A 16275-nucleotide genomic window follows, 5' to 3' on the forward strand; every position below is an offset into this window, starting at 1 on the left:
TCAATTTACTTCTCAGACTTGCCAAAGCGATTTAGCAGAATTAAAAACAAAGGAAAGAGAAGAATAACCAATGTATAGCCAATCCACAGTTTGAAGGCGATGGGTTTGTTTTGAAATGCAAAAGCAAGGTTTCCTGAAATGAAATAAGACACGGGCAACCAAAATAATGCAAGGCCCAAATGAAGATATCTTAGCTGCTTACCTACTTTTGAAAATATAGATTTTGTTGGAAGTTTTATAGATAGATGAAAAAGAAGCACATAGGCAACGATACCACTCCATGAAATTAAACTCCCTAGAGGAAAATTCAGCTTTTTTGAAAGGTTGATCCCCAATAGTTCAGGCTGAACAAAAAGGCAGTATAAAGTAACACCTAAAACGCTTACTAAAAGAATCAGTTTAGTGCTTTTCTTCATTGCTGTTTTCAATTATTAACGGTAAACGTTTCCACTCGCGGTAAAGTATAAATCCAACCACCAATGCCGACATGGTATCTGCAAGTGGATAACTGATCCAAATTCCATCAATATCGAAAAAGCCTGGTAATATATAAATGAGCGGAATTAACATGATTACCTGGCGAAATACAGTTGCAAACATGGAAAGGCCGGCTTTTCCAATTGCCTGAAAAAAGTTAGAAGCCACCACCTGAAATCCAACAATCGGCAGCGCCAGAATAACCAGTCGCAACCCCCTGACTGCAATATTGTACAACACTTCGCTATCGTTATTAAAAACCATAATAATATACCCGGGGAAAGCCTCGATTAGTACAAACGCGACAATGGCAATAAGCGTGGCAGCAATAAGTGTGATCTTTAAAGTATCTTTTATTCGCTGAACCGATTTGGCACCGTAATTAAAACCGATAATAGGTTGCGAGGCCATATTAAGCGCAACAATAGCCATAATTACCAGCGTTAGTACAGAGTTGATAATTCCCATTGCACCTACAGCCAGGTCGCCACCAAAATCAATCAGTTTTTTATTTAACAGACCCTGAACAAAACTTCCGGCAATTTGCATGGAGAATGGCGCCATACCAATGGCCAGAATCTCCAGTGTAATTCCCCAGTTAATTTTTAAATGCTTTATCCGCATCCTAATAACTGCCCGTTTACTTTTAATAAAATGGTACAGTACCCACAACATTAATACAAACATTGAAATTACGGTTGCGTAAGCTGCACCTTTTACGCCCATGTCGAGGCCAAAAATAAAAATGGGATCGAGAATAATATTGGTTGCCGAACTTATTAGCATGGAAACCATTGCAACACGCGCGTTTCCTTCGGAGCGAATAACGTTGTTTAACGAAAATCCGATAACCATAAATGCCACACCGCCGAGAACAATATCGAGGTAATCGTTGGCATATTGAAAAGTTTCATCGGTAGATCCAAACGAACGAAGAATAGGCACTTTAAGCGAATAGGTAACAACCATAATCAGTACCGAAGCCAAAATCATCAGAATAAAACTGGTGCCCAGCGTTTGTTCGGCTCTTTCCATATCTTTTTTCCCAAGATTAATGGAAACATAAACACTGGCGCCAATACCAATAAGCATTCCAAAGCCCATCATAATAAGCATTACCGGAAAAATTACCGAGATCCCCGATAATGCTTCAGCTCCAACTCCCTGTCCAATAAAAATTCTGTCAACAATATTGTACAATGCATTTACGAAAACTCCAATAAATGCAGGAATGAAATATTTGAGCATAAGACGCCCAACATGGGCCTCTTGTAATTCGTCAACGTTCTTCATGAGGAGCACAAAGGTAACGAATATGCGAAAACATTTACACTACACCTTTGTTTTGGCGTATTTTAAACATTAAATTTGCTTGCTCGGAAAGATGAATAATGAATATGACAAAAATTAACCAGACAATAAAAACCCAGCTTTTTTCGGCTGATAAGGACCAGGTACTGGCTGCACTTAACAAACTTAAAGAAAGTGGCAATAAAGATTATCTGCCCATTTTATTTGAATTAATGGTAGCCGGCTGCGAAGCGGAAATAGAAAATCAAATTCAGAAATTGCTGGGAACAGTAAAGGATAAAGAAACCATTCCGGTATTTATAAATGCTTTGCAAGAAGAGCATTTTAAGCCAATTCGTAAAAATATAGCAACTGTTTGCTGGCAAAACGGACTTGATTTCTCGGATAACATTGAAGTTTTTGTCGACTTAGTAATAAACGAAAACTGGGAAACAGCTTTTGAAGCTTTCACAGTAATCGATAATTTCGAGCATTTTCCTTCGGCAGAAGTAATGAAACCAATAAAATTGAAAATTGCCCGCGCCTTAAAAGTTTCCGACGAAAAGCGGGCCTACATGTTGGAAGAGCTATTAAAATTATCCACCTGACACTAAACAACCTTGCGCATTTCACCCAAAATATTAGTTTGTTTTATCCTGGTATGTTCAGGATTAAACAGTCGTGCGCAAAACGAAACCTACCTCCTGCCTTTTGATAACCGGATAGAAATAAATCCAGCACTGGCCGGATTAAACAAAAACAGTTCGTATCACACCGGAAATCAGTATTCGTATCTCAACAGCGAAGAAACGTATAATATCTTTTATGCAACGTGGGATGCGTATTCCCCAAAGTTAAAGGGAGGTGTGGCCCTGAATTTCAGCCAGGGAATGCTTAGCAAACAAAACATTACCACAACTTCGCTTGGCTTTTACTATTCGGGATTTCCCATAAAAATTAGCGACAGCAAAATACTTTTCACTGCCGGAACGGATGTACTGGCTGCAACCAAACACTGGGCAGTTGCATTTCTTAACAATGTAATCCCCCACGATAATGATGCACTTATTCAGCAGGGAGAGTCTTTTTTTCGCTATTACATATTCAAACCCAAGTTTGGCTTTTTATGGACGAACAACTCCTTACAGATTGGGGTAACATCAACGGTTCTGCACACCAGAAATGTTGCCTATAGTTTGATCGAACCAACAACAACCTTGGGTTATACGTTGTATGTTTCGAAGAAGATGGACAACAGAGTGCGCGACCTTTACTCCCGCCCTTTTGAAATGTCGCCGGAACTAATTGTTTTCTACCGCGAAGAAGTCACTATTGCCCGACTGCGCTTACTTGCGGAATATACAGATAAAACATGGGGGGCTTTCATTCAAAACGACTTTACCAACCATATTACTACCCTTGGAGGAACAATTGGATACCGACATAATTTTATGCGCTTTAACCTGAATGCAGGAATGGGTATACCGGGCACTTCCGATTATAATGCTTTTATGTGCGAGCTTTCGTTTAATATTATTGTTCCGCCTTTTAGTCATTCAAAATACAATCCCTGGGCTCCGCCAAAGAGATAAATCACAACAACACTAACTCTTTCACATAAAATATTTTAAAATCGATCTCATATTAATTTGATTTTGTATTTTCACGACTCATTTTAATCGGGAAAAATTTAATGTACTTCAAAAAACTTCTACTTGCATTGCTTGTATTGCCATGTGCAGTTTTTGCTCAAGATCCCGGTTACTCGCAGTTTTTTGCTAATCCGCTTCACTTAAATCCGGCCTTTGCAGGAACGACAGAACTTCCCCGGATGGTTATTAATTATCGTAACCAGTGGCCGCAAAAAGGTAATTCGTTTACCACTTATTCCCTTTCTTACGACTTCCTGTTGAAAAAAAGTAATGCCGGAATTGGATTTCAGGCTTATCACGATCGCGAACCAAATAACATAATCACAACAAGTGCCGCCACCGCTGCCTATTCTTACCACCTTCAATTGGGTTTGGAAAGTTTTATGACGCTGGGATTAAATGCAGGCCTTGTAAGAAAACAATTCGATACAAATGGCTTGATATTTCCATCAGAGATCGATCAGCTAACAGGAGTCGTTTCGGGTTCAAGCTGGGCCAACTTTTACGAAGGAAACAAAACCTACCCCGATTTTGCCATTGGAGCAGTTGGCCAGCATAGACAGGTATTTTGGGGAGCCAGTTTACATCATTTGACTACTCCTGATGAGTCGATTCACGAAGGAGACCATAAGGGGAAAGTACCAATGAAAATTACGGTACATGCCGGTACCCGATTGCATAAGTTTCATCACGCTTTATTGTCGCGGCGTTTTACGCTTTCGCCAAATATACTTTACCAGCAACAGGGCTCGTTTAAGCAACTTAATCTTGGAATTTATATGATTGAAAAATCATTTTTGTTTGGAGCTTGGTTCAGGAATAACATCGACACCCGACCTGACGCTATTATCGCTTTAATCGGTTTTGCACGCGAAAAATTCCAGTTCGGATACAGTTTCGACTATACCCTCTCCGAACTTTCCAATTACAGTTATGGATCGCATGAATTATCACTTACATTTTTTGTAGGAGCCAAAGGAGAAAATAAAATCAGAAACAAACTGCTTATTCCCATGCTTTAGCTTTTTCACTGAATTTTTCTTCATCGTGGTTTAGTTCCCATGGCACAACAAAATGTTCTTCAGTGTGAAAATTGTGTTGTTTTCTCATCGGCGGATACTCATTAAATACACGATATTCTCTTTCGGAGTAGGAACTAAATCTAAATTTACGCATCATCTTTTCTTGGTTTTTTCATGTTACTTCACAATATAAAATCGTACTCCCTCGTATAAAAAATCAATTTTTGGACAACAGTTGTTTATACGATTTGATGAAGGTAAAAGATACTAAGAAAGTAGATGAAAGTCAATTAATTTAACACATTTTAGCGCAATCGATTGTATCAGAACAACAGGGTTACATTGCCTTTTTGTTTGTGCGAACCGCCCATTAAATCATTATATTCAAGCACCCATGCATACACTCCTGAAGGCGCAAAATCACCATTATGCATTTTACCATCCCAGCCTTGCCCCGGGTTGTTCGATTCAAACACAAGTTCGCCCCACCGGTTAAAAATAATCAGTTGATAACCCTCTTCCAGCATCCCTTCCGAATCAATCAGAAATTCACGATCTTCAGCTAAGCTTGCATTTGGAGAAAAAGCGGTTGGAGCAAATATTCTATCGAAAGCCACAACTACTCGATGCGAAACTGAATCCATACAATAATAATTATTGTAGCTATATAAAGTTGAGTAATAATAACCCATTTCCCGATACGAGTGAATAGGCGAAGCTTCTGTAGAAATGATAGAACTATCTCCAAAATCCCATTCGTAGAAATCAGCAGCTTCACTTTCGTTTTCAAATTCCACTTCAGGTTCAGTTATTAAAACTACCTCCGGAAATGGTGTAAATGCGGCCTTCGGTACAGGATAAACAAAAATGGTATCGGTATAAACAACTGTATCGGAACAAGTTGTTATCGACGATGTCCCAATAAATTCTATTTGGTGTTTTAACCCTGGTTCTGTATATAAGTGTTCCACCCTGTTTCCACTCCCACTAACACCTTCTCCAATATCGTAAATAAAACTTACGTCATCTACATCATCAAAAACAAAAACTTCTGTTGCAAGAGCCAAGGGCGGACAACCTTCAGTTGTATCAACCTTAATATCGAAGGACGGTTTACGCTTCCATAATTTGGCAATTGTATCTGAGTAACAACCAAATTCGGATTGCATATAAATTCCAATATTTGCGGTAGGTGCTGAGCTACGATTTATTTCCAAAGGTCCTTTTGTAGTTCCCGGGTTGTGAACAATTTCATCCGCTTGAAATGCATTTAAATCCCAATAATAGGAAGCTGTATCACTTCCAGACCCTACATACCAAATTTCCATCTGCTGCACGTTACACTCGCTTTCTTCAAACGACAAATCAATACTGGGTTTCGGATGAACTACAACATAATCCTCAATTATACCTTTATTCGAACATCCTTCTTTCGACACTACAGTTAAGGCAACATTGTATTTCTGATCAATCAATTCCGGGTTTACAAATTTTATTTGAGACGATTTACTCTCAGAAGTTTCTCCATTACCAAACTCCCATAAATACGATTCAACAGCTTCGGTAACTTTAGCGTCGAAGTCTACCAATAATGGAGTACACCCCTCGTTATTGTCTGCAATAATATCTACTCCGGGTGTTACATATACCGGTACAATCGTATCGGAGGTACAACCTTGTTCGTTTATGTGTAAACCAACCGTGCGATCGAATGTACCATAGCCAAGTGGAATAATTGTTTCCAATAAATTTATTCCCGACTGAAATACCGAATCGTTATAATACCAAGTAAATAAGGCATCCTCTTGAGTTGGAACACCTGACCGAACGTCTAAACTATAACCTTTGCATTTTTGTTCATCCATTACAATAAACGCTTCCGGCTGGTTATGAAACTCAATCGATAAGGTATCCAAAAATCCACAACCATACTCATCAGTAATTTCCATTTCAAAAAGGTACTTACCAAATTCGCTAACGGTAATTGTGGGTGTTAAAGTTCCCGGGGCGTCAACCGTAGCTCTCAAATCAAGCGAAATTAAATTTGTAGTGGCTGAATCGTTAACAAACGACAAATTCAGCTTTTGTGTTTTACTGCCACACACCAAAGTGTCCACCATGCTATAATCCAAAACAGGGCATTCGCTCCATTTTGTTTTAACCATATGTAGCAACTCACAACCTTTATCACTTTTTAACTTTACCCAATATTCAGCTTCATCACTTACGATAATCGTTCTGGTGGTTTCGCCATTCGACCATAAATACGAAGCATGGTTTCCTGGATCGAGAACTGTTGAACTACCTTTACAATAGGTACGAACAGTATCTAAATCAGTTTTCGGCAATGGATCTACCTCAACCAAAAACAAAGCAGAATCTTCACAAAAATCGAGTTGGCCATATGCGGTATAAACTGTAGTTTGTGTAGGCAAAACAGTTGGACTGATGGCAGTGGCATCGTCAATATTTTGGTCGGGTTCCCAGGTATATTTATAATCTTCGTTAATAGCGATAACATTTAATTGTTGCTCGTCGCCCTCGCAAATTCTAAAATCGCGTTCATCAGAAAAAGCAATTTTACTTACCCGAATAAAAGCTGCCGCCGATAATTTTACGGGTGGGTCGTTAGGCATTCCTCCAAATTCCACTAAAAATCCTTTTGGTTGATAAGCTCCTGATGTAGCTCCCCCATTTGCCAAATCGTTCCAGGTCATCAAACCTGCATTCGAATTATATAAGATGTGACAATAATCCTCATCTCCTGCTTGATTTGGTTCATCATTTTTCCAATTATTATATTCACCATTAATTGCTCTTCCATTCGGATAGTTACCTTGCCAAAAATAAACAGAGGAATCAGGCCCTGTAACCCATTCCCATCTACCCTCTTCTTTTTTGTCTGATGCCCCTATCCATCCTGTTCCATTCGTCTTTGCTCTTATAAACATATCTTCAACTTCAGAACGAATAGTTGCCAAATATCCTTTAAGTCCAAAATACTCCATATTTGCTGCAGAATCGCGTGCCTCTGTCCATGAAATTCCAGTTTTTGGAATATACCTGTAAAAATGATCTGTTTCCGGTAAATAATCGGCATCTACCAGGCTAATGGAAAAAGAGCGAATTCCAACTTTCGGAATAGTGGCAATGTTTTTATAATACACATTGGCAATGGCCTCTGCATATTGTTGATCGGTACCTTTGCCTTTTATTTCAACATGTCCATAAGTGTCATTCCAAAAATAAGTAAAATCATGTAGCTCATTCCAAACTAAAATATCTTCACCTTTCCGGTAGTTGGCAATGGCCACTTTCATTCCCTGAAAATTCTGGGCGCTGGTAACATTCTGAATTGAGATAAATGGAGCAACCTTTACAGAATCGGAACAATAGCCGATCGTTTCATCTTCATCAGGATTAATTATTTGAGGAATAACTTCAGTTTGCCCCAAAACAAAACCGGTACTTCCCAGAAACCATAAAAGCAAACAAAGAAATACCGGTTTTATATTAATCATCTTGTTGGTGATTATTTTCTGTTTGAAAAATATTTCATGAATTGTGAGCGCTCGTAAACCATCGGATCGGGGATGTTTTTGTAAGAAAGGCGCCCTCTGAAATCATCGATCTTTTTAAAGTTCCACTTTTTCATAAAGGCGGAAAGGTCTTCTAACATGCCATTAACCACCTGCGCTCCGTTTATATACAATGTTGAACAAAGTTGCGCCACCTGTGCACCGGCCAGCAATTGTTTAATTACAGCATCGCCATCGTGGATTCCGGTTGAGGCAGCAATATCCAAATGCCTGACCGACGATGAAACAATACCCACCCAGCGTAACGAACGACGTAAATCGGATGGAGAACTAAACACTTCTGAGGCTACCAGCTCCAGTTTATCCAGGTTGATATCTGGCTCGTAAAAACGGTTGAACATCACCACACCGGCAGCACCATTGGCTTTTAGCTTGTCGGCCATTCCAATAATATTGCTGTGGTTTAAACCAAATTTAACCGACACCGGAATACTCACTTCGCTTTTTACCTTTTCAAGAACATCAAGGTAAAGCTGTTCGATCATTCCCGGCTTTTCATGACGATCAGTCGGCAAATAGAAAATATTCAGTTCGATGGCATCGGCACCGGCTTCCTCAAAATCTTTGGCAAAAGTGGTCCACTCTTTCGACGACACACAATTTATACTTGCAATAATCGGCACATCAACAGCTTCCTTTGCTTTTTTTACCAGCTCCAGATGTTTGGTTACCGTATTGTCGCGCATGTAATTTTTTATGTAATCTTCGGCCTCGGGGTATCCAACATTCTGCTGGTCTTTAGCCAGCATATTGGTCACCTCGTTATTTATCTGCTCCTCGAAAATCGATTTCAGCACAATAGCACCAATACCGGAATCGGCAAGTTCTTTAATTTTTTCAACCGAACTGGTTAGTCCCGAACTGGCAGCAACCAAAGGATTTTTCAGCTTTAGTCCGAGGTATGTAGTCTCTAAATTTGCCATAATAAAAGTTTAAAGTTTGCAGTACAGCTTTTAAGGTAGAAATAATCTCGTGCCTTTACCCGCTGTCTTTATTTCAATAAATCTGTCTGTTTCAATAATTCCGTGCTCCAAAAATATTACTTCCCACACGAATCATCGTGCTTCCTTCCTCAATGGCCATGGGATAATCGTCTGACATACCCATTGAAATCTCGGTGAAAAATTTGGAATCGGAAAAGTATTTATTTTTCAGTGAATTAAAAATACTTTTTAAAATGCGAAATTCATTCCGAACCTGATCTTTATCATCAGTGTATGTAGCCATTCCCATCACTCCAACAACCCGTACCTTTGTTAGCTGTTTAAACGCATCGGACGACAATAAAACATCGGCTTCATCAGGCGACAAACCGAACTTGGTGAGTTCTTCAGCAATATGAAACTGAAGTAATACATCGATTACCCGATTGTTTTTAATGGCCTCTTTATTGATGGTTCTTAAGAGTTTAATGGTATCGACACCGTGAATAAGCGAGATAAACGGAGCAATATATTTTACCTTGTTGGATTGCGGATGACCAATAAAATGCCACTCGATATCTTTGGGCAGTTCTTCGTATTTTTTGGTTAAGTCCTGTACTTTGTTTTCGCCAAAAATGCGTTGACCAGCGTTGTAAGCTTCCATAATATCCTCGTTAGGTTTTGTTTTTGAGACAGCGACCAAACGTACATTTTCCGGCAAACTTTCCGTAATTTCTTTTATATTTTTCCCAATATCCATTACTCGCACGAATTTGATGTAAAAATAGAAATAAAGTTGGAAACCCTTCAATGATCGGGGTTCAAAGTTGGAACAGAAAGTATCGCGCTTTTTAATATTTTTGCAGCGAAGGATGAGAGAGAACGGAAAGATAATAGCGAAAATGAATGAACTGGGCCGCAGGAACGAGGCCTTTGTTTTTGTGATCGATTTTGACAGCACAAAAGCACAGCTCTTCAGGCCCGACGAAACGGATAAAATATGGTGGCAGGCCAATAAGCAATCGAATTTTGCCCGGCCAGCAACTGAAAAAAAAGAAATAAAATGGGAAACTGAGCCGGTTTCATTCAGCCAGTATAAAAAGGGATTTGATCTTGTTCAGCAGCACATTCACAACGGCGATACATATTTGCTGAATTACACTCAGCCAACAAGAATAAAAACCAACCTGTCGCCGGAAGAGATCTTTCACCGCAGCGAGGCCCGTTATAAGGTGCTGTTGAAAGATGAGTTTGTATGTTTTTCGCCCGAAAGATTTGTACAGATCGATGCCGGGAAGATTTCGTCGTACCCTATGAAAGGGACAATGGACGCCTCGTTGCCCAATGCCAAAGAACAAATTTTGAACGACTCGAAAGAGTTGGCCGAGCACAATACCATTGTAGATTTGATACGAAACGACCTGAGCCTGGTGGCGGAAAATGTTACGGTTGAAAAATTCCGTTACCTGGAGCGGCTAAAAACCAACCAGCGCGATTTATGGCAGGTAAGCTCGAAAATAAGTGGCCATCTGCCAGAAAACTATACGGAACAGATTGGCGAAATTATTTTTAAAATGTTGCCCGCCGGATCGATTTGTGGTGCGCCAAAAAAGAAAACCGTGGAGATTATTAAAGCGGCCGAAAACTACGAGCGTGGTTTTTACACCGGTATTTTTGGCTATTTTGATGGGCATAATCTCGACAGCTGCGTGCTGATTCGCTATATAGAAACACTGGGTGACGAGCTGATATACAAAAGCGGCGGCGGAATAACTTTTTTAAGTAATGCCGAAAGCGAATATGAAGAGCTGGTGAAGAAGGTTTATATTCCGGTTTTTAGGAAGGATTGAAGGAGATTGAAAAGAGATTGATGGAGATTGATACAGATTGAAAAAAGATTGATACTGATTGAGAAACTCGTGGCTCGTGGCTAGCGGCTCGAAGCTTTTTAAACTATGCAATTACTTGAAACCATAAAATGTAAAGACGCGAAACTCTATAACCTGGAATATCACCAGGCGCGGTTTGATGTGGCCCGGAAGAAATTCTTTCCGGATGCACCAAAGCTGAAGTTGGAAGAGCTGATTGAAATACCGGAAACCTGCACAGAAGGGCTTTTTCGCTGCCGGGTGATTTATGCCGCACAAGTAGAAAAGATCGAGTTCCTGCCTCACCAATACCGTTCTTTCAACAGTATCCGCCTGATTGAAGACAACAGCATTGAATACAGCAGTAAATACACCGACCGCCAGCAACTACAACATTTGTACGAACAGCGCGGCAATTGCGACGATATCCTCATCGTACAAAACAATTGTATTACCGACAGTTTTACGGCCAATCCCATTTTTTTCGATGGCGAAAAATGGTGGACACCCGACACTCCCCTGCTTCCCGGAACACAACGTGCACGGCTGCTTGCCGAAAACAAAATTTCGGTTTGTCGCATTACCGTTAACGACCTAAACAACTACCAAAAAATTGGTTTGATAAACGCCCTTCAGGATATGGACGATATGCCGGTGTTGCCGGTTGAAAGGATTAGAACAAATGACAAATAACTAAGTAAGCGCGCATTAAAACTTGACTGTTAGTTTTATTTAACGTAACTTACTGAACAAAACAATTTATAATTAATCCTTTAATCAACCAAAATGGCTAAAACTCAAACCGTATTTTATCCTTATTTTTTGCGAATACCCTTTTAAATTAGTGCGAATTGTTTCGCAATAACCCCGGATTGCTCCTCAGAAACATCGGATCGCTTCTCAGAAAGACCGGATTGGTGCTCAATAGCATCGGATTGTTACTCAATAGCATCGGATTGTTACTCAATAGCATCGGATTGTTACTCAGAGACCGCGGATCGCCTCTCAGAGAGTACGGATTGTATAGCAGAAACAACAAATTTCTCCTCAACAAAAAATAGTAACGATTGGGGAACCATTTTTAACTTAAAAACATACTAAATGAAACAGATTCAAATTGATCGAAAACACATGCTGGATGATACGCTGTCGTACCTCGACACCCATTCAGCTCTGTGGAACAGTATTGCCAAAATTGGCGAAGTAAAAAACAAACTAACCGAGCTAAGTGTGGCTATCGACACTTCGGCCATGCAGCAGGAGCTATCGAAGGTAACACTTGGGAAAATTAAAGCCGAACTAAAACGTACTATTGCCAACAAGGCTGATGTATTAAACGACCTGGTAGAAGTTTTTGCCCGGATGAACAGGAACGAAACGCTTGCCGCAAAAATGGCCGACAGTGCCTCCGACCTGTACCGGATGAAATACGACGATATGCAGCGCCGTGTAAAAGTAATAATCGACAGTGCCATCCAGTACCAGGAAGAACTTACCAGAGAATACGGACTTACAGCAGAACAAATTACCGGTCTGCAAGCCGACTACGACCGTTTGAATGAGCTAAGCGGACAACCACGCGAATACCAGATTAGCTCGGCCGTGGCTACCCAAACGCTCGAAGAGCTTTTTACCGAGGTAAATAACCTGCTGGTAAATGAGCTTGATAACCTGATGAAAGTATTTAAACGGCGCGATGCGGCTTTTTATATGGGTTACGAGAAGGCGCGTATGGTGGTGAATCATTAAAATTCCCGGATTTTAATAACAATTGAAGAGTTATCTATTAAGAGATACGCTTTATTGACTCACCCTGGTTGTGTCTTCCGTTAGCTGACGGATAGAGAGGGAATGAAGGAAAGACCTCAATTAACTCAAACAAAAAGGCTGTTCGAAGGGGCAGCCTTTTGTTTTGTTATTTAAACATAAGATGTTTACATTTAAAGCACTAAAAACTAAAACCGTTGAATACGCGCCCACAAATTAAACTTGAACAAGGGAAACATCAACAACAGGAAGTTATTCTGGTAAAGTTTGCTCACAACCAGCAAATAACAAATCGCCTGAAAGAATTATTCCCGGTACGTTGGAGTTCTTCGCTTTGGAGCTGGACCATTGCAAAGGCCGATTTTAACCTTAGCCGTTTTTTCGAAACATTCAGAGAACTGGCTTATATCGATTATTCGGCATTGAAAGCACAGGCAAAATCAACATCTCCGAAAATTGTTAAGCGTGATTATTCGCACCGATCGAAAATTGAGTTACCCAAAGGCTATCTTGAATTGTTGAAGCAAAAACGATACAGTGAGAGTACCATACGCAGTTATTGCGCCTATTTCAAAGATTTCATCCATCATTTCTGCAATACCGATCTGGATCGGCTCACCCAGGAACAAATAAACAACTATATCTTAAGTTTGGTACAAAACGAGAAGATTTCTGCAAGTCAACAAAATCAACGTATCAATGCCATTAAATTCTATTATGAGAGAGTAAAAACAGGAGAACGCCGGTTATTTTCAATTGAACGACCGCGTAAATCAAAGCAACTTCCCAAGGTTTTAAGTAAAGAAGAAATCCAAAACATTATACTCAATTGCAATAATATTAAACACAAATGCATATTATCTCTTATTTATTCGGCCGGTTTAAGAAGGAGCGAACTTATTAAACTGAAGTTAACTGATATACACTCCGATCGGGGTTTAATCCGGATTGAATCTGCCAAAGGACAAAAGGATCGGTATTCACTTCTTTCTTCGTCGTTGTTAAAATTACTTCGCGTGTATTATAAGCAGTATCGCCCGCAATATTGGTTATTTGAAGGTCAATCACCCGGACAACCATACAGCGCCGGTACCATCGGCAAGATATTAAAGGAAGCTTCATTGAAAGCAGGAATTAGAAATAGGGTGACACCACATATGTTACGGCACTCGTTTGCCACTCATTTGCTGGAACAAGGAACTGATTTGCGTTATATCCAGGAATTGTTGGGGCACGGCTCATCGAAAACAACAGAAATATATACACATGTTTCGAAACGCTATATTGAAGGAATTAAGAATCCGTTAGATGATATCTTTTCCGATTCAACATAATAAGTAATGTTATCCCTCCGATTTAGAGGAATAACATTACCTTTAACATTGACATAATAAATATAACATCACCTGGTGATGTTGCACACACGTTGTGTGTAATAATAAAATGACCAGATGCAAATAAGCTTAACCGAAAATATGATAAGCTCTTTAATCTCCATTACGGCACTATTGATTTCAATAATTGCATTGTATTATACAATTAGAGCTTTCTCGTTAAAGGCAGGACAAAGGTTTAGATGTTCATACTCAACGACAAGTTCATTTGAATGTGAGGATAAATACATAAAAAGTCTAATAGTTGAAAACTTAAAAGATAGGGCAGCTATAATTTTCAAAATTTATATAAAACTTGGTTTAAATAACTACCTTCTAATTGAAGATTTTTCTGATGCTCCACTAATCCTAAAGCCATTTGAGGTTTATTATAAAGAATATGACCCAATTCTATTTTATAGTTTAGGTTCAGATATTACGAAAGTTGATAAACTTATTGAAAACAAAAAAGTAAAGAAAAAGATTCTACTAACAACCACAAATGGTAAATACAGTGTAAAATCAAGTACAAAACAGTGGGACCCAATTATACCCTTTTTCAAGAACCATTCTACCGCACTTATTGACCCAATTCGTTTTAAGTTTAGGGATAAAAACTATGGAAGAAATGTAAAATTTTTAATTATAGTCACCCAAGACTCGGGAGAAGAATATATTATCTCGGTTTACAAAGATGATTATCGATTTAAAAGATTTTCAAAGTTTCAATTAACAAAGGAAAGTATTGAAACGAAAGTCAGCCTTGAGAAATTCCTAGAACTTCAAAAGAAGAATCAAAAATTTGAATATAAAAATATTGAAATTATCGACTTTAAAGAGGAAGTTGAAAGAGTAATAAATGAGTACCCCAAAGAGGTTATTCAAGTTGAATCCTATAATTTTTTTCAATATAGAATTGTTGCTAAAATTCTTACAATAATTGACAATTATAAAATGTACAAAACCAATAGACAGAGTAGGATGAAAAACAAGCAACGAAAAAATAAAAAGAAAGAAAAAATTACGAAAGAAAATGATGAGTAATCTTATACAAGTTTCTGCAATAATAAAGAAGACTATGAGAACATTTTTTAATGGCTTAATAAAAAACTTATCGAATATTTTTGGAATATTAGGTATTCTATTAACAATTTATTTTGGCACTTTTTATGTTCCATCTTGGATAAAAGAAAATCAAAATGAGAAGTTAAATTCCTCGCAACAGCAAACTATTCAAACAATAAAAGAACTCATATATAAAGATTCAACAGTAACTATTCAGGAAATAAAGACTGTAGTCGTTGGGAAGGAATTAGATGAAAAAATTTCAATACCGTATACATTTTACGAAATCCTTACTCTTTGTCAACTCTCATTCATTGAAGATAGATTTCTACCATTAGAAAGGCGTATGGAATTAACTAATAAATTGGAAATACTAAAAAATCAATTAATTCCAGAACAAGCATGGACAGAACTTGAAAAATCAAGAGAACGGAGAGCTAGAAATAAAATAATAATCATTTTATCAATTATCATTTCATTGATTGCAAGTGGCATTGGAATATTGAGTTTTTATCGAAAATTGAAATTGGAGAAGGATAAGCAAGAAGAGATTAATAATGAAATAGAAGAATCAACAGTTGATATTTCTTATAAAGATTTTGCTCGTCAAACCGAGAAGGAATTTATTGAAGCATTGCAATCAATAAAGGGTATTAAATTCAAAATTCCTGCGAGAGATGAAGGATATGACTTATTTTTCAATAAAGAAAATAAGGACTATTTTATTGAATTCAAACTATTAACTAAGAGTAAAGTAGGGTTAGGTTCATTTAAGAGATTTATATATCGTTTGAAAGATAGACCAGGAGAAGCATGGTTTATATACAACACAGATTTAACTCCTTTGGTAATGACAGAGGCTAAAAATTTCAATAATAAAAATAAAGATATTGAGTTACGACTTATTAAAGTAAACAACAAAACTGAGCTAGTTGAAAAAGTAGAAAAATTACTACACACAACAAAGGCTCATATGTAATGCGGGGTTCAGTGGGTAATTCAACCGTGGTTCTTCTTAGCAACACCACCAATTCGTCTTTGACGATTTGGCTATAAAAACAAAAATATGAATATACGAATTGGCTCAGTGGCAGCCTGACTGTGAAGCGTTTCAAAGTCCCGCACTCCACATAGCCAAACCGTTACCTGCAAGCTTGAAGAAATGAAAAACAACACTGACGCTTTTACCAGACTAAAAATTGAACAGCAAAGAATTTTAGACTTTGCTCTTTTGACTTG

The 16275-nt window shown here is 38.4% G+C and carries 16 protein-coding genes; 9 read left to right on the plus strand and 7 right to left on the minus strand.

Going from position 1 to position 16275, the window contains the following annotated elements:
* Nucleotides 1-5: 5 nt before the first annotated feature.
* Complete coding sequence (locus tag G4420_RS21880) at nt 6-416, minus strand: hypothetical protein (protein WP_163326084.1); 411 nt, start codon at nt 414-416, stop codon at nt 6-8.
* Nucleotides 400-1770 (minus strand): MATE family efflux transporter, encoded by a 1371-nt coding sequence (locus G4420_RS21885; RefSeq protein WP_163326085.1) that lies wholly within the window; start codon nt 1768-1770, stop codon nt 400-402. The genes G4420_RS21880 and G4420_RS21885 overlap by 17 nt, the downstream gene beginning before the upstream one ends.
* A gap of 98 nt (nt 1771-1868) precedes the next feature.
* Here G4420_RS21885 and G4420_RS21890 point away from each other — a divergent pair, with 98 nt between their 5' ends.
* From G4420_RS21890 to G4420_RS21900, 3 genes are all read left to right on the plus strand, one after another.
* Nucleotides 1869-2375: a hypothetical protein gene (locus G4420_RS21890; protein ID WP_163326086.1), complete on the plus strand. Its 507-nt coding sequence runs from the start codon at nt 1869-1871 to the stop codon at nt 2373-2375.
* A 12-nt stretch (nt 2376-2387) separates the two neighbouring features.
* Nucleotides 2388-3359, plus strand: coding sequence for a type IX secretion system membrane protein PorP/SprF (locus G4420_RS21895; protein WP_163326087.1), 972 nt, complete (start codon nt 2388-2390; stop codon nt 3357-3359).
* A gap of 101 nt (nt 3360-3460) precedes the next feature.
* On the plus strand, nt 3461-4441 hold the full coding sequence (locus G4420_RS21900) for a PorP/SprF family type IX secretion system membrane protein (RefSeq protein ID WP_163326088.1): 981 nt from the start codon (nt 3461-3463) through the stop codon (nt 4439-4441).
* Here the strand turns inward: G4420_RS21900 and G4420_RS21905 are convergent.
* The 4 genes from G4420_RS21905 to G4420_RS21920 form a co-directional block, all read right to left on the minus strand.
* The gene (locus G4420_RS21905) at nt 4425-4598 is read right to left on the minus strand and encodes a hypothetical protein (RefSeq protein ID WP_163326089.1); all 174 of its coding nucleotides are present in this window, start codon (nt 4596-4598) and stop codon (nt 4425-4427) included. The genes G4420_RS21900 and G4420_RS21905 overlap by 17 nt on opposite strands.
* Nucleotides 4599-4764: 166 nt before the next feature.
* Nucleotides 4765-7962, minus strand: coding sequence for a T9SS type B sorting domain-containing protein (locus G4420_RS21910; protein WP_163326090.1), 3198 nt, complete (start codon nt 7960-7962; stop codon nt 4765-4767).
* Between the two features lie 11 nt (nt 7963-7973).
* A complete protein-coding gene (locus G4420_RS21915; protein ID WP_163326091.1) occupies nt 7974-8963 on the minus strand; it encodes a dihydroorotate dehydrogenase-like protein in 990 nt (329 codons plus the stop codon).
* Between the two features lie 91 nt (nt 8964-9054).
* Nucleotides 9055-9723, minus strand: a complete 669-nt coding sequence (locus G4420_RS21920) for a YggS family pyridoxal phosphate-dependent enzyme (protein ID WP_163326092.1) — start codon at nt 9721-9723, stop codon at nt 9055-9057.
* Between the two features lie 112 nt (nt 9724-9835).
* Here G4420_RS21920 and G4420_RS21925 point away from each other — a divergent pair, with 112 nt between their 5' ends.
* The 6 genes from G4420_RS21925 to G4420_RS21950 all read left to right on the plus strand — a co-directional run bounded on the left by G4420_RS21925 (nt 9836) and on the right by G4420_RS21950 (nt 16015).
* Nucleotides 9836-10813 (plus strand): aminodeoxychorismate synthase component I, encoded by a 978-nt coding sequence (locus G4420_RS21925; RefSeq protein WP_204273788.1) that lies wholly within the window; start codon nt 9836-9838, stop codon nt 10811-10813.
* A gap of 105 nt (nt 10814-10918) precedes the next feature.
* Complete coding sequence (locus G4420_RS21930) at nt 10919-11524, plus strand: aminotransferase class IV (protein ID WP_163326094.1); 606 nt, start codon at nt 10919-10921, stop codon at nt 11522-11524.
* 408 nt (nt 11525-11932) lie between these two features.
* Nucleotides 11933-12580: a hypothetical protein gene (locus G4420_RS21935; protein ID WP_163326095.1), complete on the plus strand. Its 648-nt coding sequence runs from the start codon at nt 11933-11935 to the stop codon at nt 12578-12580.
* A gap of 215 nt (nt 12581-12795) precedes the next feature.
* The gene (gene xerA, locus G4420_RS21940; protein ID WP_204273786.1) at nt 12796-13932 is read left to right on the plus strand and encodes a site-specific tyrosine recombinase/integron integrase; all 1137 of its coding nucleotides are present in this window, start codon (nt 12796-12798) and stop codon (nt 13930-13932) included.
* A 117-nt stretch (nt 13933-14049) separates the two neighbouring features.
* Nucleotides 14050-15015 carry a hypothetical protein gene (locus G4420_RS21945; protein WP_163326096.1) on the plus strand — a complete coding sequence of 322 codons (966 nt, stop codon included), beginning with the start codon at nt 14050-14052 and terminating at the stop codon, nt 15013-15015.
* A 34-nt stretch (nt 15016-15049) separates the two neighbouring features.
* Nucleotides 15050-16015 carry a hypothetical protein gene (locus G4420_RS21950; protein WP_163326097.1) on the plus strand — a complete coding sequence of 322 codons (966 nt, stop codon included), beginning with the start codon at nt 15050-15052 and terminating at the stop codon, nt 16013-16015.
* A gap of 71 nt (nt 16016-16086) precedes the next feature.
* On the opposite strand, the gene G4420_RS23325 is transcribed toward G4420_RS21950, so the two are convergent.
* On the minus strand, nt 16087-16275 hold a 189-nt coding region (locus tag G4420_RS23325; protein ID WP_204273787.1), incomplete at its 5' end, for a hypothetical protein.

Origin of the sequence: Draconibacterium mangrovi, assembly GCF_010586825.1 — a bacterium.
Lineage (GTDB): Bacteria > Bacteroidota > Bacteroidia > Bacteroidales > Prolixibacteraceae > Draconibacterium > Draconibacterium mangrovi.